Genomic DNA, 20569 nt, shown 5'->3' on the forward strand with positions numbered 1-20569 from the left:
CCTCACGGTGGGGCAAACTACCGCGAGAGAAGACAAGGGAGCGCTTTGTTTCGCGCTCGAAGGCGGAGCCGCGCCTGGTTCGGCGCGCCGGCAGTCTCTGCGGCGGGCCAAGTCCTCTCGTCGCGCCCGACGCCGATTTCGCGCGAGACTGTCTCCCCCGCTGTGCCCACGCGCACATGACCAACGAAAAAGGCCCCGGATCGCTCCGGGGCCTCTTTCTAGCCTTCTGTGGCGGCAGATCAGAAATCCATGCCGCCCATGCCGCCGCCCGGAGGCAGGGCAGGACCGCTGTCCTTCTTCGGCTGCTCGGTGATCGTCGCCTCGGTGGTGACGATGAGCGCCGCGACGGAAGCCGCGTCCTGCAGGGCCGTGCGCACGACCTTGGTCGGATCGATGATGCCGAACTTCAGGAGATCGCCATACTGGTCGTTCTGCGCGTCGTAGCCATAGGCGTAGTCCTTCGACTCGAGCAGCTTGCCGACCACGACCGCGCCGTCGGCGCCGGCGTTGTCGACGATCTGGCGGGCCGGAGCCTGGATCGCCTTGCGGACGATCTCCACGCCGGTCTTCTGGTCGGAATTGGCGACCTTGACGTCGGCCAGCGCGGTGATCGCGCGCAGCAGGGCGACGCCGCCGCCGGGCGAGATGCCTTCCTGCACCGCGGCGCGGGTGGCGTTGAGCGCGTCGTCGACGCGATCCTTCTTCTCCTTCACCTCGACCTCGGTCGCGCCGCCGACGCGGATCACCGCGACGCCGCCCGCGAGCTTGGCGAGACGTTCCTGCATCTTCTCGCGATCGTAGTCCGAGGTGGTCTCCTCGATCTGCGCCTTGATCTGGGCGACGCGGGCCTCGATGTCCTTCTTCTCGCCGGCGCCGTCGATGATCGTCGTGTTCTCCTTGTCGATACGGATGCGCTTGGCGCGGCCGAGCAGCGGGAGAGTGACGTTCTCGAGCTTGATGCCGAGATCCTCGGAAACGACCTGGCCGCCCGTCAGGATGGCGATGTCCTCGAGCATGGCCTTGCGGCGATCGCCGAAGCCCGGCGCCTTCACGGCCGCGATCTTCAGGCCGCCGCGCAGCTTATTGACGACGAGCGTCGCCAGCGCCTCGCCCTCGACGTCCTCGGCGATGATGAGCAGCGGCTTGCCGGTCTGCACCACGGCCTCGAGGATCGGCAGCAGCGGCTGCAGCGTCGACAGCTTCTTCTCGTGGATGAGGATGTAGGGGTCCTCGAGCTCGGCGACGAGACGCTCCGCGTTGGTGATGAAATAGGGCGAGAGATAGCCGCGGTCGAACTGCAGGCCCTCGACGATCACCGTTTCGGAATCGAGGCTCTTGGCCTCCTCCACGGTGATCACGCCCTCGTTGCCGACTTTCTGCACCGCCTTGGCGATCTCCTGCCCGATGAAGGAATCGCCATTGGCCGAGATGGTGCCGACCTGAGCGATCTCGTCGTTGGAGGTGACCTTCTTGGAGTTCTTCTTGAGGTCGGCGACGACCGCCTCGACCGCGAGATCGATGCCGCGCTTCAGATCCTGCGGGTTGAGGCCGGCCGCGACGGCCTTGGCGCCTTCCTTGGCGATGGCCGCGGCGAGAACGGTCGCCGTCGTGGTGCCGTCGCCGGCGGTGTCGTTCTGCTTGGAGGCGACCTCGCGCACGAGCTGCGCGCCGAGATTCTCGAACTTGTCGGCGAGCTCGATCTCCTTGGCGACGGTGACGCCGTCCTTGGTGATGCGCGGAGCGCCGAAGCTCTTCTCGATGACGACGTTGCGGCCCTTGGGGCCGAGGGTGACCTTCACCGCATTGTTGAGAATGTCGACGCCGCGCAGAATGCGGTCGCGCGCGTCGGAGGCGAAACGGATATCCTTGGCTGCCATTGTCGTTCAGCTCCGTTGGAGAGAGATTTGATTGCGGGCCGGCCGGCTCAGGCGATCACGCCCAGAATGTCGCTTTCCTTCATGATGAGGAGATCTTCCCCGTCGATCTTCACTTCGGTGCCGGACCATTTGCCGAACAGAACGCGATCGCCTTCCTTCACGTCGAGGACGACGAGCTTGCCGCTCTCGTCGCGCGCGCCGGGACCGACGGCGATGACCTTGCCCTCGGCGGGCTTTTCCTTGGCGGTGTCGGGAATGATGATGCCGCCTTTGGTCTTGTCCTCGCTCTCGAGGCGCTTGACCACGACCCGGTCGTGGAGGGGACGGAACGCCATGTGGTCTTCCTTCATTTCGAGCCCGCACGTCGCGACGCGCGGGCGATAGGATTGCGTAAAAAGCCGATTAGCACTCGCCCGCAGCGAGTGCCAACAGGCTGGCGGAGACATAGGAACGCGCCCCCCGTCTTGTCAAGGCGGGGGACGCGAACTTCCGCACAGCGTCGCACAAGCTATTGATCGATAAGTTGAAATTTAAATAGCGGCGCTTTGTCGCGCCAGTGGCCGGCGTCTGCGGTCGCCGCCTCGGCGCCCCATTCAGCGATGCGCTTGGGCCTCGCCGCCGATCTTGGGAATGCGGAGGACCTGGCCGGGGTAGATCTTGTCCGGATCGGAGAGGAGCGGTTTGTTGGCGGCGAAGATCTCCTCATATTTGCCGCCCTTGCCGGCGCCGTATTGCGCTTCTGCGATCTTCCACAGAGTGTCGCCGCGCCGAACCTTGTAGAAGAGAGATTCGGTTTCGGTCTTACCGACCGAAATATTGCTCTCGACCTGCGAGACGCCCTTGGTGTTGCCGACGGCGAGCACGATCTTCTCGGCGTCGCTGGTCGAGGCCGCCTTCCCGCCGAGCTTGACTTTATCGCCCTCGACCTTGATCTCGATCTTCGAGGCGTCGAGCCCCTGCTTCTCGATCTCCTTCTTCAATTCCTCGGGCGGGGCCGCGGCGTTCTCGGTCGCGCCCTTGGGCGCGGGCGCGTCCTTGGCGATCGGCTCGCCGCTCTTGGCGTGGTTCCAGAAATTGAAGATGCCCATCTCGCTCCTCCTTCGCAGCATGGACGCGAGCGCCGAACCCGGCGCCGGCGTGCGGCTTAGATAGGGCGCGAGCGCCGGAGGCGAGCCTATCGGCTGCTCGCCCGCGCCGGCGGGCGGTCGGTCAGCGTCTGCAGAAAGGCGACGACGGCGTCGATCTCCGCGTCGTCGAGACGCGGCTTCTGGCCCGGCTTGCGATCATAAGGGACCTCTTTCACATTCACATTTTCGTGATGCGCCTTCGGCAGATCGTCATATTTCGCGACCTTGCCGCGCGCCTTCGGATACCAGCGCTCGGGATTGGTGTCGCGCGTCGCATAGAAGGCGACCACATCGCGCAGACTCGTGAAGACGCCATTGTGCAGATAGGGGCCCGTGAGGGCGATATTGCGCAAGGTCGGCGCCTTGAACTGGCCGCACAGCCCGTCGATGTCGTAGCCGTTCGGCGCGATCTCGGCGAGCTTCTCGCGCTTGCAGACGCCGAGATCGACATAGGCCGGCTCCTTGTTGTCGGGAATCTCGGCGTTGCGGGGCGCGCCGAGCGCGTCATAGGAGAAGTCGGTGAAGAGCCAATCCTCCGGATTGCGCGACTCCTCCTTGCCCATGTGGCACGCGAGGCAATTGCCTTTCTTCTCGTCCTTGAACAGCTCGAAGCCGCGCGCCTCCTGTTTCGACAATCTCTCCTCGCCGCGCAGGAAAGCGTCGAACTTCGACGAGAAAGGATGAAAGCGCGGCGAGCTCTCGAAAGCGGCGACGGCGCGCGCGAGCTTGTCGAAGGCGGCGTTCTTGTCCGTGAAGATGTCCTCGCCGTAGACTTGCCGGGCGAGGCCGGCGTAATCGCCGTCCCTGATCTTGTCGACGACGGCGGCCGTCGACGGATTGTTCATCTCGCGCGGATTGAGGAGCGGCCCTTCCACCTGCGCGGCGAGATCGTCGGCGCGTCCGTCCCAGAACTGGCCGCCGGCCGGGATCATTTCGACCTCGCCGGTCTTCTCGTCCTTCTTCTCGATGAAGCCGAAGCGCGGACTGTAGGACGCATAAGAGAGAGAGGGCGCATTGCGGGCTCCGAGGACGCCCGGTCGGCTGCCGCGCGCGAGCGCGGCGACCGGCGAGCCGTTGTTCCCCTGAAACGCCTTGGCCGGATCGTGACAAGACGCGCAGGAGACGCCGGCCGGCTCCGAGAGCCGCGCATCCTCGAAGACCTTCTTGCCGAGCAGCTCGAGCGGCGAGAGCCCCGCCTCATCCACGGCGAGCGCCGTCGCCGTCTCGGCGACGGCGGGGGGAGCCGCCATGACGCCGAGCCACAACAAGACCGTCGCGCACGACGCGATCGTCGTGCGGCGGCGCGGACGAAGCGCGAGCGCCATGAATGAAATCTCCGCATTCGATGAACGCGGGCGCGCCGCGTCGCGGCGAAATCTAGAAAAGACGCGAGCGCCGCGTCAACCGGATAAATTGGACGGTTTCCAAAGTAGAGCGCGTCAGGATCGCCTGTCGCGAGGCTCCGGAAGAGCGAGAAAGATCAGGACGAGGCCGAGCGAAACGAGGAAACGGAAGGCCGGCTGCTGAAAATTCCAATCGGCCGATCGCCACATCTGCAGCCATTCGCCGCCGACGATCATGAATCCGAGAAAATAGAGAAGGACGCCGAGCGTGAGGCCGGCGAATGCAAAATCCTTCGCGGCCTCGAACGCCTCGGCGTCCGCCTGCCGCGCGGCGAAGAGCCACAGGGCGCCGACGACGCACAAAGAGCCATAGGCGAGCTCCGCGGCGATGATCGCGCCATAGAGCAGGCGGTGAAGCGTGTCCGAGACCACCGCCCGAGCCATCATCGCCGCGCCGGCGCCGGTCGTGTCCATCGACGTCACATGCCGCACCACCTCGAAATTGGTCCCATAATCGAGGATGTTGTCGAGCCCGCTGAGCAGGCCGAGCAGGCCGGCGCAGGCGACGAGGAGGATTTTCGACAAACGCAGCGTCATGCGTTCAGTCTACGCGCTCCGCGACAGGACGGGAAGCGCGGGTTGACCGCGCCGGCGCCGTCTGAAAGATTGCGGCGCATTTCGCCCGAACTTTCGAGGTCCGCGTTGTTGTTCGTCGCCCTCTGTCTGGACAAGCCCGATCATGTCGCCTTGCGCCTTTCGACGCGCGAGGCCCATCTCGCCTTTCTCGCCGAGCATGCGGCGCAGGTGAAGCTCGGCGGGCCGTTCCTCGACGCGGCGGGCGAGAAGCCCATCGGTTCCCTGCTGATCGTCGAAGCGCCGGACGAGGAGGGCGCGCTGGCGCTGCTCGCGCACGATCCTTATGCGCAGGCCGGGCTGTTCGCCAACGTCGAGGTCAAGCCCTGGCGGCGCGTGGTGGGGGTCGAGCTCTGATGGCGCATTGGCTGTTCAAGAGCGAGCCCTCCGCCTGGTCCTGGGACCAGATGGTCGCCGCCGGCGCCGAGGGCACTTTCTGGAACGGCGTGCGCAACCACCTCGCCAAGCGGCAGCTGATGGCGATGAAGCTCGGCGAGCGCGGATTTTTCTATCATTCCAACGCCGACAAGGCGATCGTCGGCGTCGTCGAAGTGATCAAGAGCTATTATCCGGACCCTACCGACGCCTCGGGCAAATTCGGCATGGTCGACGTGAAGGCGGTGGAGCCGCTGAAGACGCCGGTGACCCTCGCGCGCATCAAGGCCGAGCCGCGTTTGTCCGCCATGGTGCTGGTCAATAACTCCCGCCTCTCGGTGCAGCCGGTGACCGAGGAAGAATGGGAGCTGATCTCGACGATGGGCGGGCTGAAGCCCGGGACGTGACGCCGGCGCTCGACGCCCATTCCCTCTCCGGCCCGCGGAAGAAAGAGCGACTTATGGTCACGCTCAATTTTCGTGCGAAAGCCTGTCCGAGGCCAGTCCCGTCTTTTCAGACGCCGAAAAGCGCGCTAGCACTGTTTTTCGCGACGCTCGCCCATAGGAGAAACGATGGCGCGCAAGAAAATCGCACTGGTCGGCGCCGGAAATATCGGCGGCACTCTGGCGCATCTCATCGGCCTCAAGGAGCTCGGCGACGTCGTTTTGTTCGACATCGCGACCGGCGTGCCGCAGGGCAAGGCGCTCGACCTCGCCCAGTCCTCTCCCGTATCGGGCTTCGACGCCGCTTTTTCGGGCGCCGATGATTACGCCGCCATCGCGGGCGCAGACGTGGTCATCGTGACCGCCGGCGTGCCCCGGCAGCCCGGCATGAGCCGCGACGATCTCTTGAGCGTCAATCTCGGCGTGATCTCCAAGGTCGGCGCCGGCGTCAAGACCTATGCGCCCGACGCTTTCGTGATCTGCATCACCAATCCGCTCGACGTCATGGTCTGGGCGCTGCAGAAGACGAGCGGCCTGCCGGCCAGAAAGGTCGTCGGCATGGCCGGCGTGCTCGATTCGGCGCGCTTCCGCTATTTCCTCGCCGAGGAGCTGAACGTCTCCGTGGAGGATGTGAGCGCATTCGTGCTCGGCGGCCATGGCGACGACATGGTGCCGTCGGTCCGCTACTCGACCGTCGCCGGCGTTCCCCTGCCCGATCTCGTCGCCATGGGCTGGATCACTCGGGCGAAGATCGACGCTATCGTGGAACGCACCCGCAAGGGCGGCGGCGAGATCGTCTCCCTGCTCAAGACCGGCTCCGCCTATTATGCGCCCGCCGCCTCGGCGATCGCCATGGCCGAGAGCTATCTGAAGGACAAGCGCCGCGTGCTGCCCTGCGCCGCCTATCTCTCCGGGCAATATGGCGTCGACGATCTCTATGTCGGCGTGCCGGTGGTGATCGGCGCCAATGGCGTCGAGCGCGTCGTCGAGATATCGCTCGACGCCGCCGAGCAGCAGATGTTCGCCAAATCCGTCGCGTCGGTGCGTTCGCTCATCGCGGCGAGCAAGGCCCTCGACCCGGCTTTCGCCTGAGGCCGCGCAAGCAGCGGCCGCTCGGGCATTTCACGACCCAGTCGCATTCAGGATCGACGACACATGAACATCCACGAATATCAGGCCAAAGCGATTCTGCGTGAGTTCGGCGCCCCGGTCGCCGCGGGGACGCCCGTGTTCGAGGCGGCCGAAGCCCGCCAGGCGGCGCAATCGCTGCCCGGTCCGGTCTTCGTGGTGAAGGCGCAGATTCACGCCGGCGGCCGCGGCAAGGGCAAGTTCAAGGAGCCCGCGGCCGGCGAAAAGGGCGGCGTGCGCCTCGCCCGCTCGCTCGAAGAGGTCGAAACTTTCGCCGGACAAATGCTCGGCTCGACGCTCGTCACCGCGCAGACCGGCGAAGCCGGCAAGCAGGTCAACCGTCTCTATTTAGAGGACGGCGCCGATATTGCGCAGGAGTTCTATCTCTCCCTGCTGATCGATCGCGCCAGCTCGCGCATCTCCTTCGTCGTCTCCACCGAAGGCGGCACGGATATCGAGGCCGTCGCCCATGCGACGCCCGAAAAGATCGTCACTTTCTCTGTCGATCCGGCGACGGGCGTCCTGCCCCATCACGGCCGCCGCGTCGCCGATGCGCTCGGGCTGAAGGGCGCGCTGGTGAAAGAGGCGGTCGATCTCACCGACAAGCTCTTCTCCGCCTTCGTCGCCAAGGACATGGAGCTGCTGGAGATCAATCCGCTGATCGTCACCAAGGACGGGCGCCTGCGCTGCCTCGACGCCAAGATCTCCTTCGACGACAACGCCCTCTATCGCCATCCCGACATCGTGGCGCTGCGCGACGAGACCGAGGAGGACGAGAAGGAGATCGAGGCCTCCAAATATGAGCTCGCTTATATCGCGCTCGACGGCACGATCGGCTGCATGGTCAACGGCGCCGGCCTCGCCATGGCGACGATGGACATCATCAAGCTCTACGGCGAGAACCCGGCCAACTTTCTCGACGTGGGCGGCGGCGCCGGCAAGGAGAAGGTGACGGCCGCCTTCAAGATCATCACCGCCGACCCCAAGGTGAAGGGCATTCTCGTCAACATCTTCGGCGGCATCATGCGCTGCGACGTGATCGCCGAGGGCGTCATCGCCGCGGTCAAGGAGGTCGGGCTCGCCGTGCCGCTGGTGGTGCGGCTCGAGGGCACCAATGTCGAGCTCGGCAAATCGATCCTCGCCGGCTCCGGCCTCGATGTGATCCCCGCCGAGGATCTCGACGACGCGGCACAGAAGATCGTCGCCGCCGTGCGCGGGCGCGGCTGACCTCCGATCCGGCGCCGCCGGGGCCGACGGCGGGAGCTCCGGCGGTGAGAACATCGCACTTGCGGGGATGGCCCAAAATGGCCATCTTCGCTCATGATGGTGACGCTGCGGGACGCAGTGTGAGGCGAATCGGCGCCGCTTCGGCCGCTTGCGGGAAACACAGCACGTGAACAAATCATTTTCGCTCCATGCGCCCGCCCGGCGCGGCGCAGGCGGCGTCTCGCCCCGCGCGGCGGCGGCCGTCGCGGCTTTTTGCATTTTGTCGTTCGGCGACGCCGGCTTCGTCGGCAAGGGGCTCGCCCATGCGCGCGAGAGCCTCTCGATCGCGACGCCCTTCGAGGTCGGCGAAAGCGCGTCCGGAAATTATCTCGCGGCCATCGTCGCGGGCGCGGAACGCGACACGCACGCCGCCTCCACCTTCTTCCGCGAGGCGCTGCGCGACGATCCGCGCAATCGCGAGCTGACCGAGCGCGCCTTCGTCGCGGCGCTGGCCAACGGCAATATGGCCGAAGCCTTCGACCTCGCCGCGCGCGTCGCCTCCTATGACAAGAAGAACGGGCTGGCCAATCTCACCCTCGGCGTCGAAGGCATCAAGACGAAGAAATACGCAAAGGCGCGGGCGGCTCTGACCAAGGGCGGGCTCGACCGCAAGCACGACGTGACCTCCACCCTGCTCACCGCCTGGGCCTATGCCGGGGCGGGCGACGCCAAGCAGGCGCTGCAGACGGCCGATCGGCTGAAGGAGGACGCCTTCTCCGTCTTCCGCGACTATCATGCCGCGCTCATCGCCGACCTTTCGCCGAATGGCAAGGCCGAGGCGGAGAAGCGATTCAAATCCGCCTATGGCTCCGAGCGCAACACGCTGCGCCTCGTCGACGCCTATGGACGCTTTCTCGCCCGGCGCGGCAGCCGCGAGGAGGCGCGTCGCATCTATCGCGCTTTCGACGATCTCTCGCCGCGCCATCCGATCGTCACCGCGGCGATCGCCGATATCGACGCGGGAAAACCCTTCTCCCCGCTCGTCCGCAACGCCGAGGAAGGCGCGGCCGAGGTGCTCTACGGCCTCGGCGCAATCGGCGGCCGCCAGGGCGACGAGCTCGCTTCGCTCGTCTATCTGCGCCTCTCGCTGTTTCTCGCGCCGGAAAATTCGCTGGCGACGATCACGCTCGCCGACATTTATGAGCGGATGAAGCAGGAGGCGATCGCCATCGATCTCTACGACAGCGTGCCGAAGACAGATCCCCTGCGCGTCAACGCCGATGTGCAGGCGGCGCTGCTGCTGGAGACGCTCGGCCGCAACAAGGAGGCGACCGACCATCTGCAATCCGTCATCTCCGAGCATCCCAAGGATCAGGAGGCGCTGACCGCGCTCGGCAACATCCAGCGCTCGCGCAAGCTGTTCGGCGAGGCCTCTGACACTTACAGCAAAGTGCTCGAGCTTCAGCCGCAGCCGGACCGCAGCCAATGGCTGATCTATTATTACCGCGGCATCGCCAATGAGCGCCACAAGAACTGGACACAGGCCGAGGCCGACCTCAAGAAGGCGCTGGAGCTCTTCCCCGACCAGCCGCTGGTGCTGAACTACCTCGGCTATTCCTGGGTGGATCAGGGAATCAACCTGGACGAAGCCTTCCGCATGCTGCGTCGCGCCGTCGATCTGCGCGCCCGCGACGGCTATATCGTCGACAGCCTCGGCTGGGCCTATTACCGGCTCGGCCATTATGAGGACGCGGTCCGCGAGCTCGAGAAGGCGATCGATCTGAAGCCGTCCGATCCGGTGATCAACGATCATCTCGGCGACGCCTATTGGCGCGTCAACCGCAAGCTCGAGGCGCGGTTCCAGTGGAATCACGCGCGCGACATGAATCCCGATCCAGACGATCTGCCCAAGATCCTCGAGAAGATCGAGAAGGGTCTGAGCGACGCATCCCATCCCGTCGCCAGCGACCAGACCAAGAAGAACGGCGGCTGACGGGGCGCACTTCCTTCTCACCCGGCTCTCAGGACGAGGGAGGGAGAGAGGGGCGCCTCGCGCGGACGCGATCAGCTCAAACCAGCCGGCTCTGCGCTTTCGCCGCCTCGATGAAGCTCGCGAACAGCGGATGCGGATCGAAGGGCCGCGACTTCAGCTCCGGGTGATATTGCACGCCGATGAACCAGGGATGGTCGGGGATTTCGACCGTTTCCGGCAAGAGCCCGTCCGGCGACATGCCGGCGAAGGAGAGGCCGTACGCCTCGAGCCGCTCGCGATAGGCGGAATTCACCTCGTAACGATGGCGGTGGCGCTCGGATATGTTCTGCTTGCCGTAGATTTTCGCGATGCGCGAGCCCGGCTTCAGATGCGCCGGATAGGCGCCGAGCCGCATGGTCCCGCCGAGATCGCCGCCCGCCGCGCGCTGCTCGAGCTCATTGCCGCGCAGCCATTCGGTCATGACGCCGACGACCGGCTCTTCGCAGGGGCCGAATTCGGTCGAATTGGCTTTCCCTATGCCGGCGAGAGCGCGCGCCGCCTCGATCACCGCCATCTGCATGCCGAAGCAGATGCCGAAATAGGGCACGCCGCGCTCGCGCGCGAAACGCGCTGCGAGAATCTTGCCCTCCGCGCCGCGCTGGCCGAAGCCCCCGGGCACCAGAATGCCGTGCACATCCTCGAGAAAAGCGGCCGGATCGCTGCTCTCGAACACTTCCGATTCGATCCAGTCGAGCTTCACTTTGACGCGATTGGCGATGCCGCCGTGGGCGAGCGCCTCGATGAGGCTCTTATACGCGTCCTTCATGCCCGTATATTTGCCGACGACGGCGATCGTCACCTCGCCTTCCGGGTTGTTGACGCGCTGCGTCACGGCGTTCCAGCGGCTCATGTCCGGCTTGGGCGCCGGATCGATCGCGAAGGCGGCGAGCACCTGCGCGTCGAGCCCGGCGGCGTGATAGGCGCGCGGCACGTCGTAGATATGGGCGGCGTCGCGCGCCTCGATCACCGCGCTCTCGCGCACATTGCAGAAGAGGCCGAGCTTGCGGCGCTCCTCGCGCGGAATCTCGCGGTCGGTGCGGCACAGCAGAATGTCCGGCTGAATGCCGATCGAGCGCAGCTCCTTCACCGAATGCTGGGTCGGCTTGGTCTTCACCTCTCCAGCGCTCGGTATGTAGGGGAGCAGCGTCAAATGAATGTAGACGCAATGCTTCTCGGGCAGCTCGTTGCCGAGCTGGCGGATCGCCTCGAAGAAGGGCAGGCCTTCGATGTCGCCGACCGTGCCGCCGATCTCGATCAGCGCGAAATCGACATGGTCGTTGCCCTCGAGGATGAACTCCTTGATGGCGTTGGTGACATGGGGGATGACCTGGATCGTCGCGCCGAGATAATCGCCGCGCCGCTCCTTGGCGATGATGTCCTGATAGATGCGCCCGGTCGTCACATTGTCCTGCTTGCAGGCGGGACGGCCGGTGAAGCGCTCATAATGGCCGAGATCGAGATCGGTCTCGGCGCCGTCGTCGGTGACGAAGACCTCGCCGTGCTGATAGGGGCTCATCGTCCCCGGATCGACGTTGAGGTAGGGATCGAGCTTGCGCAGCCGCACCGTATAGCCGCGCGCCTGAAGCAGCGCGCCGAGCACTGCAGACGCCAAGCCTTTGCCGAGTGAGGAAACCACGCCGCCGGTGATGAAGATGTACCGCGCCATGGGGCCCTATGCTTAGCGCCTTCCCGACCAATTCGGAAAAGATTTTTTCGTGAGTCGGAGTTTTCCCCCGGCTCACGCTGGCGTTGTCGTCAGTCGTCGCGCGCGCCTTGCGCGGCTCGTCCTATTTCGGCTCGGTCGCGGGCGCCTTGTCCGCGCCCTCGTCGGAGGGCTGGGCGTCGGGCGCCTTGGCCTCCGGCTCCTTGGCCGGCTCCTCCGCGGGACGCAGGGCCGGCGGCTCGGACGCAGGCGCGGCGTCGAGCGTGGCGGGCGGCGGAGCCTCGGCGGCGGGCGGCGTCTGGCCCTGGCGCTGCTGCTGGACGCGCTGCAGCTGCTCGAAGATGCTCTCTTTCTTGTCGCCGGGAACGGCAGCTCCCGGCGCCGGCGGCTTCGGCGCGTCGGGCGTCGCCGCGGGCGCGTTCTGCGCGGGGAGTTCCTTCAGCTCGATGATCTTGCCGGCGTCGAAGCCCTCGCCGCCGCGCTCCCAGGCCGGGAGCACGGTCAGGATGATGCTGGTCAAGAAGAAGATCGCGCCGAGAATGCCGGTCGCCCGCGTCAGCGCATTGGCTTGGCCGCGGCCGGTGAACAGGCCGCCGCCGCCGCCGATGCCGAGCGCTCCGCCCTCCGACTTCTGGTAGAGAATCAGCACGACGAGAGCCACCACCACCATGAGGTGGATGACGATGACGACCTGTTGCATGAACGGTTTTCTCCCGGCGCTCGGCTCCGCCCGCCCCGCGGTCCGCGCATGTTCTTGTCGCCGCGCCTTCTACACCATTTGCGCGGACCGAGGGAAGGGGCGGGCTGCGGGCGCAATCAGTAGAAATTGCCGTCCTGGCCCTTCCAGCCCTTCGAGCCCTGGGACGATTGGTCGAAGCGGGTCTCGTCCTTGAACTCGATCTTGGCGCCCGGCTCGATATATTGCTTTTCCTTGATCTCCTGATTGGAGATGGTGGTCGAGAAATAATTGCTCGCCGAGCAGCCCGGCTTCACGGCGCCGGTCTCGTCCGGCTTGCACTCGAGATGCGCGCCCTTGGGGAAAGCGACGGTCGCGGTGAAGTAGTACTCGACGCCGGCGTGGCCCGCGCCCTCCACATCGAGCCGCCAGAAGCGCGTCACGTCGAACGTCTCGATCACGGCGTCCGCATCGAACTTCTGCTTCACGCGATTATCGAACACTTTTCGCGCATCCTCGGCGGTCGGCTCGCAGGAGAACAGACAGAACGCCTCGGCGCGGCTCCCCGCGAACGAAGCCGCCAGCAGCGCAGCCGCGAGGATGTGAGATTTCGACATGTGCGTCTCCTCTTGTTTATTATGATTATCGTCGCCCGGAAGGGACGCCGCCTCGCCCGCCGGCCCGCGATGCGTCGTTCCCCGATCCATCGCAGGCTGCACGGTCGCCCTTCGAGCGGCAAGTGCCGCGGAAGCGGACAGATTGTCGCATGAGACGGATCGGCGCGGCCAGTGTTGCGTCGGCGCCGCGAGCGCCGTATTGACGGCGCGACCCCGAGAGAGACCCGACTCCTGGAGAAGATTTCATGCCCGCCTACAAGCTCCTTCTTCTGCCCGGCGACGGCATCGGCCCGGAGATCATGGCCGAGGCCGAAAAACTCGTCGCCTTTTTCGCGCGAGCGGGCGTCGCCTCTTTCGAGACGGAGAAGGGTCTCGTCGGCGGCGCGGCCTATGACGCCCATGGGCAGGCGATCAGCGAGGCCGACATGACCCTCGCCCAGAGCGCCGACGCCGTGCTTCTCGCCGCCGTCGGCGGGCCGAAATGGGACGGCGCGCCCTATGACGTCCGCCCCGAGGCGGGCCTTCTGCGCCTGCGCAAGGACCTCGGCCTCTTCGCCAATCTACGCCCGGCCATCTGCTATCCGGCGCTGGTCGAGGCCTCCTCGCTGAAGCCCGATCTCGTCGACGGCCTCGACATCATGATCGTGCGCGAATTGACAGGCGGCGTCTATTTCGGCGAGCCCAAGGAGATCGTCGATCTCGGCAATGGCCAGAAGCGCGGCGTCGACACGCAGGTCTACGAGACTTACGAGATCGAGCGCATCGCCCGCGTCGCCTTCGAACTCGCCCGCAAGCGCTCCAACAAGGTGACCTCCTCCGAGAAAGCCAATGTGATGAAGTCCGGGCTTCTGTGGCGCGAGGTGGTGACGGCGCTGCATGCGCGCGAATATTCCGATGTGAAGCTCGAGCACATGCTCGCCGACGCGCTCGGCATGCAGCTCGTGCGCAGGCCCAAGCAGTTCGACGTGATCGTCACCGACAATCTCTTCGGCGACATGCTGTCGGACGTCGCCTCCATGCTGACCGGCTCGCTCGGCATGCTGCCCTCCGCCTCGCTCGGCGCGCAGGACGCGACGACCGGAAAGCGCAAGGCGCTCTATGAGCCGGTGCATGGCTCGGCGCCCGACATCGCGGGGAAAGGCCTCGCCAATCCGATCGCCATGATCGGCTCCTTCGTGATGGCGCTGCGCTATTCCTTCGGCCTGACCTCCGTCGCCGACGCTGTGGACAAGGCGATCGCCGATGTGCTCGCCGCCGGCCTGCGCACGGCAGACATCGCCGGGCCGGGCGTCGCGCCGGTCTCGACGAGCCAGATGGGCGACGCTATCCTCGCCGAATTGAAGAAGACGCTGGGCTGAGGCGGCCTCGCTCGCACGGCCCCGCTTTCCGGGTCGTCACCGACGGTCGCGACGCACGTAGGGCCGACCGCAACTCCGACAGGTCATACCCCCGCCAATCCTCGACAGAAGCGCACGTCTCCTTCTCCCACTGGTGGGAGAAGGTGGCCCGGCGAAGCCGGGTCGGATGAGGGCCGCTGCGGTTCGCGGCGCGGATAAAGGTTCGAGAATGCTGTAGCGGTTCGACCCTCATCCGACCCCGCTTCGCGGGGCCACCTTCTCCCGCGAAGCGGGAGAAGGGAGAACGTCGAGACTCCGCCCTATCGCCGCCCCTCCCACGCCCAGGCCGCGACGATCGCGCCGAGCAGCGCGGAAAGGCCCAACAGCCCCAGCGCCAGCGGCGCGACCTCGACGCCGCGCAGCACGCTCGCCTCGGTGCGCTTCGTGCCGATATAATCCGCCCCGCCGAACACCGAGGCTTCGCGCAGCTCCACGATGCGCGGAAGGGCGATCGCGCCGCTCGCGTCGCGCGAGAGGCGGCGCACCGTTCCGCCCGTCGCCTCGGCGAGCGGGCGCAGCCTGTCCACCGTCGACACCACCTCGCGAAACTCGCGCGGATTCTCCGGCCCGACATTGACGAGCGCCTTCAGCTCGCCGCTCTCGAACCGATAGAGCCCCATCTCCTGCGCCGCATGATGCGCGCGCGAGAGGCCGGGCGCGGCCGGCGCGAGCGATATCTCCGCCTGCGCGCCGGAGGGCGTCGTCATCGTCGCCGGCGCGGCGTTTTCCTTCAAGCTCTGACGCTCGATCAGAATGTCGTGGCCATGCGCGCTCGCGCGCAGCGCCTCTTCCTCGAGGTCGGGCTCCTTCATCAGCCAATGGGCGAGGCGGCGCATCAGATCGACATGCGGCCCGCCGCCGTCGAAGCCGCGCGCCCACAGCCACATCTGATCGGTGAGCAGAGCGGCGACGCGCCCCCTGCCCTCGCGCGCGAGCACCAGGAGCGGCCGGTCGTCGGCGCCGGCGAGCAGCGAATGGCCCTTGACCACATCGGCCTGGACCAGACGGAACCATTCGCCCCAGCTCGGCGGATCGGAATTCGATCCCTCGAGCCCCCGCGTGACAGGATGTTTCTCGCCATCCGCCGTGACATGGGCGCGAAAGGCGCGCTCATAGAGCGCGCCGTCCGGCCGCGCCGGAATGACGCTCTCGAGCGGCGAATAATAGAGCCCCTGCACGGTGGCGAAATCGGGCCCCGTCGCGACGAGAAAGGCGCCGCCGTTCTCGACATAGCGCAATATGTTCTCGAAATAGACCGAGGGGAGGATCGTCTGGTTCGAGTAGCGGTCGAAGATGATGAGGTCGAATTCGTTGATCTTGCGGCCGAAGAGATCGGCGGTCGGAAAGGCGATCAGCGATAATTCGTGCGGCGGCGTGCCGTCGAGTTTCTCGGGCGGACGCAGAATGGTGAAATGCACCAGCTCGACATTGGCGTCGGAGCGCAGGAGATTGCGCCAACTGCGCTCGCCCGGATGCGGCTCGCCGGAGACGAGCAGGACTTTGAGCTTGTCGCGCACCCCCTCGATGGCGACGACGGCCTTGTTGTTGACCGCGGTCAGTTCGCCCGGCAGGACCGCCGCCTCGAGCTCCACGACATTCTGGCCGCCATGCTCCACGCGCACGGGGATATCGACCGTCTCGCCGGCGCGCGCCACGACCCGCGGCAGCGGCTCGCCGTCGCGCCGCATCTCGATGACGACGGGTTCGCTCGCGCCGATATTGCTGTCGACGACGCGGGCGCGGATGAGTTGATCGCGGCCGACGATGCCGAAGCGCGGCGCCTCGACGAGCTCGAGGCGGCGGTCGCGCTCGCCGTCATGGCCGGTGACGAGCGCATGCACGGGCGCCGAAAATCCGAGCGCGGCCGCGCTCGCGGGAATGTCGTGAACGATTCCGTCCGTCACCAGAATCGCGGCGCCGACACGTTCGCGCGGGACATCCTTCATTCCGTCCTCGAGCGCCTGGAACAGCCGTGTGCCGTCGCTCTCGCCGCCCTGGCGCGCGCTCTCGATGAAACGCGGCTCGATGTCGCCGAGCGCGGCGAAGGCGTTGTCGAGCGCCGCGCGCGCCGCGTCGGTCTGCGCCGTCCGCTCGCCGAAGGACTGGCTCTCGCTGTGGTCGAGCACCACGGGAACGATCGTCTTCGACGATTCGCGCTGCTCGCGCACCAGCGACGGATCGAGAAGCGCGAGCAGAACGAGCGCGAAGGCCGTGAGGCGCAGCGCGGCGCCACGCCCGCCCGCGCGCAACGAGACGGCCGCGAGCGCCACGGCGAGCGCCCCGAGGATGGCGAGCGCCGGCCAGGGCAGGAGCGGCGTGAAGGAGAGAGAGAGCTCACTCATTGGCCGAGCCGCTCCAGAAGATCGCGCACATGCACCTGATCGGATTTGTAATTGCCGGTCAGCGTGTACATCACGAGATTGACGCCGCCGCGGATGGCGAGCTCGCGCTGGCGCGCGCCGCCCGGCGTCAGCGTGTAGAGCGGACGCCCGTCGGCGCCGACGGCCCAGGCGCCGGCGAGATCATTGGAGGTGATGACGACCGGCGACACGCTGTCGGTCGCACGCACCGGCCGCGCCGGATCGTCCTTGCGCTCGGGCGGCAGCGCCTCGACCCAGGTCTTGCCATCGGTCGTGCGGCCATAGAAGCCGTCGAGCAGATAGAAGGTCTTGGTGATCACATGGTCGCGCGGCACGACCTCGAGCTCGGGGATGTCGAGATTGCGCGTCAGCTCGCGCAGCCGTTTCGTCTCGGGCGTCGGCGGGCCGTCCGGATGCGCGACGAGCGCGTCGCGCGTGTCGAAGACGATGGTGCCGCCCTGCTTCAGGTAGAGGCCGACCTTGGCGATCGCCTGCGGCGACGGCATCGGCGTGGTCGCGACGACCGGCCAATACAGCATCGGATAGAAGGCGAGTTCGTCGCGGCCCGGATCGACGCCGACGGGCGCGCCGGGCGCATAAGAGGTGCGCTGCGCCAGAGCGCGCGAGAGCGCCTCGAGGCCGAGGCGGCTCGTTTCGTCGACTCGCGCGTCGCCGGAGACGACATAAGCGAGGCGCGAGGTGAGCGCGGCGTCACGGTCGCGCTGCGAGAGAGTCGCGGCTCCCTTCGGCGCATCCTTGGCCTCTGCGCGCGGGGGCCCCGCGCCGAGCAGCGCGAGCGCACAGACAGCCGTCAGCGCGACGCGCGGGCGAAAGGCGCCGGCGAGGGCGAGCAGGATCGCCCAATCGGCGAGAAGGCCGAGAAAGACGAGCGCCAGCAGCGCCGGGCGCAGGTCGAGCGGCGCGTCGCCCTGCAGCGACGAGACCGGAAGGCCGAGCGGTCCATAGTCGAGCCGGCGCAATTCGTCGCCGGGGCGCAGCGGCTGCACGGCGACCGGCGCGTCGGCCGGGCCATAAAAACCCGGCGGATGGTCGCGGTCGGCGCGTCCGTCGAAATCGCCGGGAATAGGCCGCGCGGTCGGCGGCGGCGCGCGCATCACGCCGCGGCCGTCGAGCGCGACGAGCGGCGCGAGGGCGGGCGCGTCGTGCGCGGCGCCCTCCTCGCGATGGGCGGCGGATTCGCCGCTCTCGGCGGCGATCCTCCGCAGCATCTCGACGAAGAGACCGGAGATCGGCAGGTCCGACCAAGTGGCGTCGGCGCTGACATGAAACAGCACGACGAGCCCTTTGCCGCGTCGCTCGGCGGTGACGAGCGGCGTGCCGTCGGTCAGCGTCGCCCAGGTCTTGGCCGCGAGGCCGGGCTCGGGCTCGGCGAGCACCTGCCGCGTCACCGTCACCTCATCCGGCGCCGGCAGGCCGAAGAAGGGGCTCGCCGGCTCGAAGGGCGCGAGCTTTTTCGGCGCGTCCCAGGACATGGCGCCGCCGAGCACGCGGCCGCTGCGCCGCAGCCGCACGGGCGTCAGCTCGTCGGCGCCATTGGCGAGGCGCGGGCCGGCGAAGCGCAGCAGCACCCCGCCCTCCTCGACGAAGCGCGTCAGCGCGTCGAATTCCTCGCCCGGCACCACGCCGATGTCGGCGAGCGCGACGATGTCGGGATGGTCGGCGACGAGGCCGAGCAGCGGTTCGGCGACGCCCGGCCGCGGCAGGCGCGCCTCGGCGAAGGGCGCGAAGGCCTTGGCGAGATAATATTGCGGCGCGAGCAGCGGCTGCGCGAGATCGACGCTGGTTCCGCTCAGCACGGCGACGCGCCTGACTTTCGCGCGGCCGTCGAGCAGCGCCACGGCGCCGGCGGAAGCCTCGCCCTCGAGGCGCAGCAGAGCGACGTCATTGCGCAATTCGATCGGCAGATCGAAGCGCGCCGTCGCTTTGGCGGCGGCCTCGAAGGCGAAGGGCGCCTCGGCGACCATGCGTCCCTGCGCGTCGAGGGCCGAGACGCGGCCGGATGCGGGCGCATCCCCCGAGGCGCGGATCACCTCCACCTCGAGCGCGCCCGCCCGGTTCGACGGCGCGACCAGCGCGCGGGGGACCCGGGAGTCGGCGAGGATGCGCACGGAGGCGCCGGCGCCCGCCGCCGCGCGCAGAACCTCGACGAAGGCGATGGCCCCGCCCTGCTCCAGCCCATCGGAGATCCAGACGATGCGGGCGCCCGCATGGGCGGCGACAAAATTCGTGACGCGCGCGGCGGCGGCGGCGCGGTCGGGAATATAGGGCTTGGGCGCGAGCGCGCGCAGGCGCTCGTCGATCTTGCCGCCCTCCTCGAGAGAAGGCTCGGCGTCCGCCTCCGACATGGTGAGCAGCGCGACCGCGGCGCCATTGCGCGCGGCTTCGGCCGCGAGCGAACGCGCCGCCTCCAAACGCAGGTCGAAATCGGGCGCCGCCGGCCAGCCGTCGTCGAGCGCGACGAGCAGCGGCGCGCGCGAGAAAGGCGTCGCGGCGGTGGGCGCGAAACTCGGCCCGGCCATGGCGACTATCGCGCAGGCGGCCACGGCGAGGCGCAGCGCCAGCAGCTGCCAGGGGGTGCGGGCCGGCGTCTCCTCGCGGCGCAGCAAGTCGAACAGCAGCCGGATCGGCGGAAAGACGATCTCGCGCGGACGCGGCGGCGTCACCCGCAGCAGCAGATAAATGACCGGCAGGGCGAGCAGCCCGACGAGCGCCGCGGGCGCGGCGAAGGAGAGCGCGAGCGGCCCCATCAGACGCGCTCCAATCCGGAGGCGAGCGCGAAGCTCAGCGAGAGCGCCGCCTCGGCCGCCGGCCGGTCGGTGCGGTGGAGATGCAGCGAGAAGCCGACGCTCGCGGCGGCCCGGGCGATCTCGTCGCGATGGCGCGCGAGGCGCTCGGCATAGGCTTCCCGCCACGCCTGCGCCCGGCCGGCGCGCAGCGAGGCGCGGCTGTCGGTGTCGAGAAACAAGGTTTCTCCCTCGAAGGGAAAGGTCTCCTCGACCGGATCGGCGATCATCAGCAGCGCGCCCGCGGCGCCGTCGGCGGCGAGCCGTCCGAGCCGCTCGGAGAGCGCGGCGGGGTCGCAGAGAAAATCGGAGAGGAGCAGCGCCCTGGCGCCGCCGGGCAGCGGCGCCGCGGGCGGCGACTCGCCGCGCGCGGCCTCTCCCGCCGAGACCAGCGCCGCCGCGAGCCGTTCGATGATGTCGCGCGTCGACATGGGATGGGTGAGGCCGAGCAGGCCGACCCGCTCGCCGCCGCGCATCAGCACGTCGGCGAGGGCGAGGCCGAGGGTGAGAGCGCGGTCGAGCTTCGGCTCCAGCGCGAGCGAAGAGACGAAGGCCATGGAGGGCGAGCAATCCATCCACAGGAAATAGGAATGGGCCGCCTCCCATTCGCGCTCGCGTACGAACAGCCGGTCGTCGCGCGCCGAGCGCCGCCAGTCGATGCGATGGGCCGGCTCGCCCGCGCCGAAGGGCCGGAACTGCCAGAAATTCTCGCCCATGCCGGCCCTCCGGCGGCCATGCGCGCCATGCACGACGCTGGCGGCGACTTCGCGGGCGCGAATGATGATGTCGGGCAGCCGGCCGGCGAGATCGGCGGCCTCGATGGCTCGCGCGCTCGCCGAGAGCCGCGCGCCGGGCTCCAGCGCATGTGTGACGACGGCGGGCGCCACC

At 67.6% G+C, this 20569-nt stretch carries 17 protein-coding genes; 6 read left to right on the top strand and 11 right to left on the bottom strand.

Annotated features, from left to right (window positions below):
• Positions 1-239: 239 nt before the first annotated feature.
• The 5 genes from groL to AC6IW9_RS21335 form a co-directional block, all read right to left on the bottom strand.
• Positions 240-1877, bottom strand: coding sequence for a chaperonin GroEL (gene groL / locus AC6IW9_RS21315; RefSeq protein ID WP_497767099.1), 1638 nt, complete (start codon positions 1875-1877; stop codon positions 240-242).
• 47 nt (positions 1878-1924) lie between these two features.
• Entirely contained in the window at positions 1925-2212 is a 288-nt protein-coding gene (gene groES, locus AC6IW9_RS21320) for a co-chaperone GroES (RefSeq protein ID WP_497767102.1), read from the bottom strand.
• A gap of 258 nt (positions 2213-2470) precedes the next feature.
• The gene (gene lysM, locus AC6IW9_RS21325; RefSeq protein WP_497767104.1) at positions 2471-2965 is read right to left on the bottom strand and encodes a peptidoglycan-binding protein LysM; all 495 of its coding nucleotides are present in this window, start codon (positions 2963-2965) and stop codon (positions 2471-2473) included.
• Between the two features lie 86 nt (positions 2966-3051).
• Positions 3052-4329: a cytochrome-c peroxidase gene (locus AC6IW9_RS21330; RefSeq protein ID WP_497767107.1), complete on the bottom strand. Its 1278-nt coding sequence runs from the start codon at positions 4327-4329 to the stop codon at positions 3052-3054.
• A 114-nt stretch (positions 4330-4443) separates the two neighbouring features.
• Entirely contained in the window at positions 4444-4944 is a 501-nt protein-coding gene (locus tag AC6IW9_RS21335) for a DUF2165 family protein (RefSeq protein ID WP_497767110.1), read from the bottom strand.
• A 105-nt stretch (positions 4945-5049) separates the two neighbouring features.
• Between AC6IW9_RS21335 and AC6IW9_RS21340 the strand changes: the two genes are divergently transcribed.
• The 5 genes from AC6IW9_RS21340 to AC6IW9_RS21360 all read left to right on the top strand — a co-directional run bounded on the left by AC6IW9_RS21340 (position 5050) and on the right by AC6IW9_RS21360 (position 10125).
• On the top strand, positions 5050-5337 hold the full coding sequence (locus AC6IW9_RS21340) for a YciI family protein (protein ID WP_497767113.1): 288 nt from the start codon (positions 5050-5052) through the stop codon (positions 5335-5337).
• Entirely contained in the window at positions 5337-5762 is a 426-nt protein-coding gene (locus tag AC6IW9_RS21345) for an EVE domain-containing protein (RefSeq protein WP_497767115.1), read from the top strand. Before AC6IW9_RS21340 ends, AC6IW9_RS21345 begins: the two co-directional genes overlap by 1 nt.
• A 165-nt stretch (positions 5763-5927) precedes the next feature.
• A complete protein-coding gene (mdh, locus tag AC6IW9_RS21350; RefSeq protein ID WP_497767117.1) occupies positions 5928-6890 on the top strand; it encodes a malate dehydrogenase in 963 nt (320 codons plus the stop codon).
• A gap of 63 nt (positions 6891-6953) precedes the next feature.
• A complete protein-coding gene (gene sucC, locus AC6IW9_RS21355; RefSeq protein ID WP_497767119.1) occupies positions 6954-8153 on the top strand; it encodes an ADP-forming succinate--CoA ligase subunit beta in 1200 nt (399 codons plus the stop codon).
• Between the two features lie 166 nt (positions 8154-8319).
• A complete protein-coding gene (locus AC6IW9_RS21360) occupies positions 8320-10125 on the top strand; it encodes a tetratricopeptide repeat protein (RefSeq protein WP_497767121.1) in 1806 nt (601 codons plus the stop codon).
• A 76-nt stretch (positions 10126-10201) separates the two neighbouring features.
• Here AC6IW9_RS21360 and pyrG read toward each other — a convergent pair whose 3' ends face one another.
• The 3 genes from pyrG to AC6IW9_RS21375 all read right to left on the bottom strand — a co-directional run bounded on the left by pyrG (position 10202) and on the right by AC6IW9_RS21375 (position 13120).
• Entirely contained in the window at positions 10202-11830 is a 1629-nt protein-coding gene (pyrG, locus tag AC6IW9_RS21365) for a CTP synthase (RefSeq protein WP_497767124.1), read from the bottom strand.
• Positions 11831-11951: 121 nt separating this feature from the next.
• Positions 11952-12527, bottom strand: a complete 576-nt coding sequence (gene secG / locus AC6IW9_RS21370) for a preprotein translocase subunit SecG (RefSeq protein WP_497767127.1) — start codon at positions 12525-12527, stop codon at positions 11952-11954.
• 116 nt (positions 12528-12643) lie between these two features.
• Positions 12644-13120: a hypothetical protein gene (locus AC6IW9_RS21375; RefSeq protein WP_497767130.1), complete on the bottom strand. Its 477-nt coding sequence runs from the start codon at positions 13118-13120 to the stop codon at positions 12644-12646.
• Positions 13121-13365: 245 nt separating this feature from the next.
• Here AC6IW9_RS21375 and leuB point away from each other — a divergent pair, with 245 nt between their 5' ends.
• The gene (leuB, locus tag AC6IW9_RS21380) at positions 13366-14478 is read left to right on the top strand and encodes a 3-isopropylmalate dehydrogenase (protein WP_497767133.1); all 1113 of its coding nucleotides are present in this window, start codon (positions 13366-13368) and stop codon (positions 14476-14478) included.
• Positions 14479-14777: 299 nt separating this feature from the next.
• Here the strand turns inward: leuB and AC6IW9_RS21385 are convergent, their stop codons facing one another.
• From AC6IW9_RS21385 to AC6IW9_RS21395, 3 genes are read right to left on the bottom strand one after another with little or no spacing between them, the layout of a single operon-like run.
• A complete protein-coding gene (locus AC6IW9_RS21385; RefSeq protein ID WP_497767136.1) occupies positions 14778-16859 on the bottom strand; it encodes a hypothetical protein in 2082 nt (693 codons plus the stop codon).
• Positions 16856-19645: a DUF4159 domain-containing protein gene (locus tag AC6IW9_RS21390; protein ID WP_497767138.1), complete on the bottom strand. Its 2790-nt coding sequence runs from the start codon at positions 19643-19645 to the stop codon at positions 16856-16858. The genes AC6IW9_RS21385 and AC6IW9_RS21390 overlap by 4 nt, the downstream gene beginning before the upstream one ends.
• Positions 19645-20568, bottom strand: coding sequence for a DUF58 domain-containing protein (locus tag AC6IW9_RS21395; protein WP_497767140.1), 924 nt, complete (start codon positions 20566-20568; stop codon positions 19645-19647). The genes AC6IW9_RS21390 and AC6IW9_RS21395 overlap by 1 nt, the downstream gene beginning before the upstream one ends.
• Between the last annotated feature and the right edge of the window lies 1 nt (position 20569).

Source organism: Methylosinus sp. shoA, from assembly GCF_059718125.1.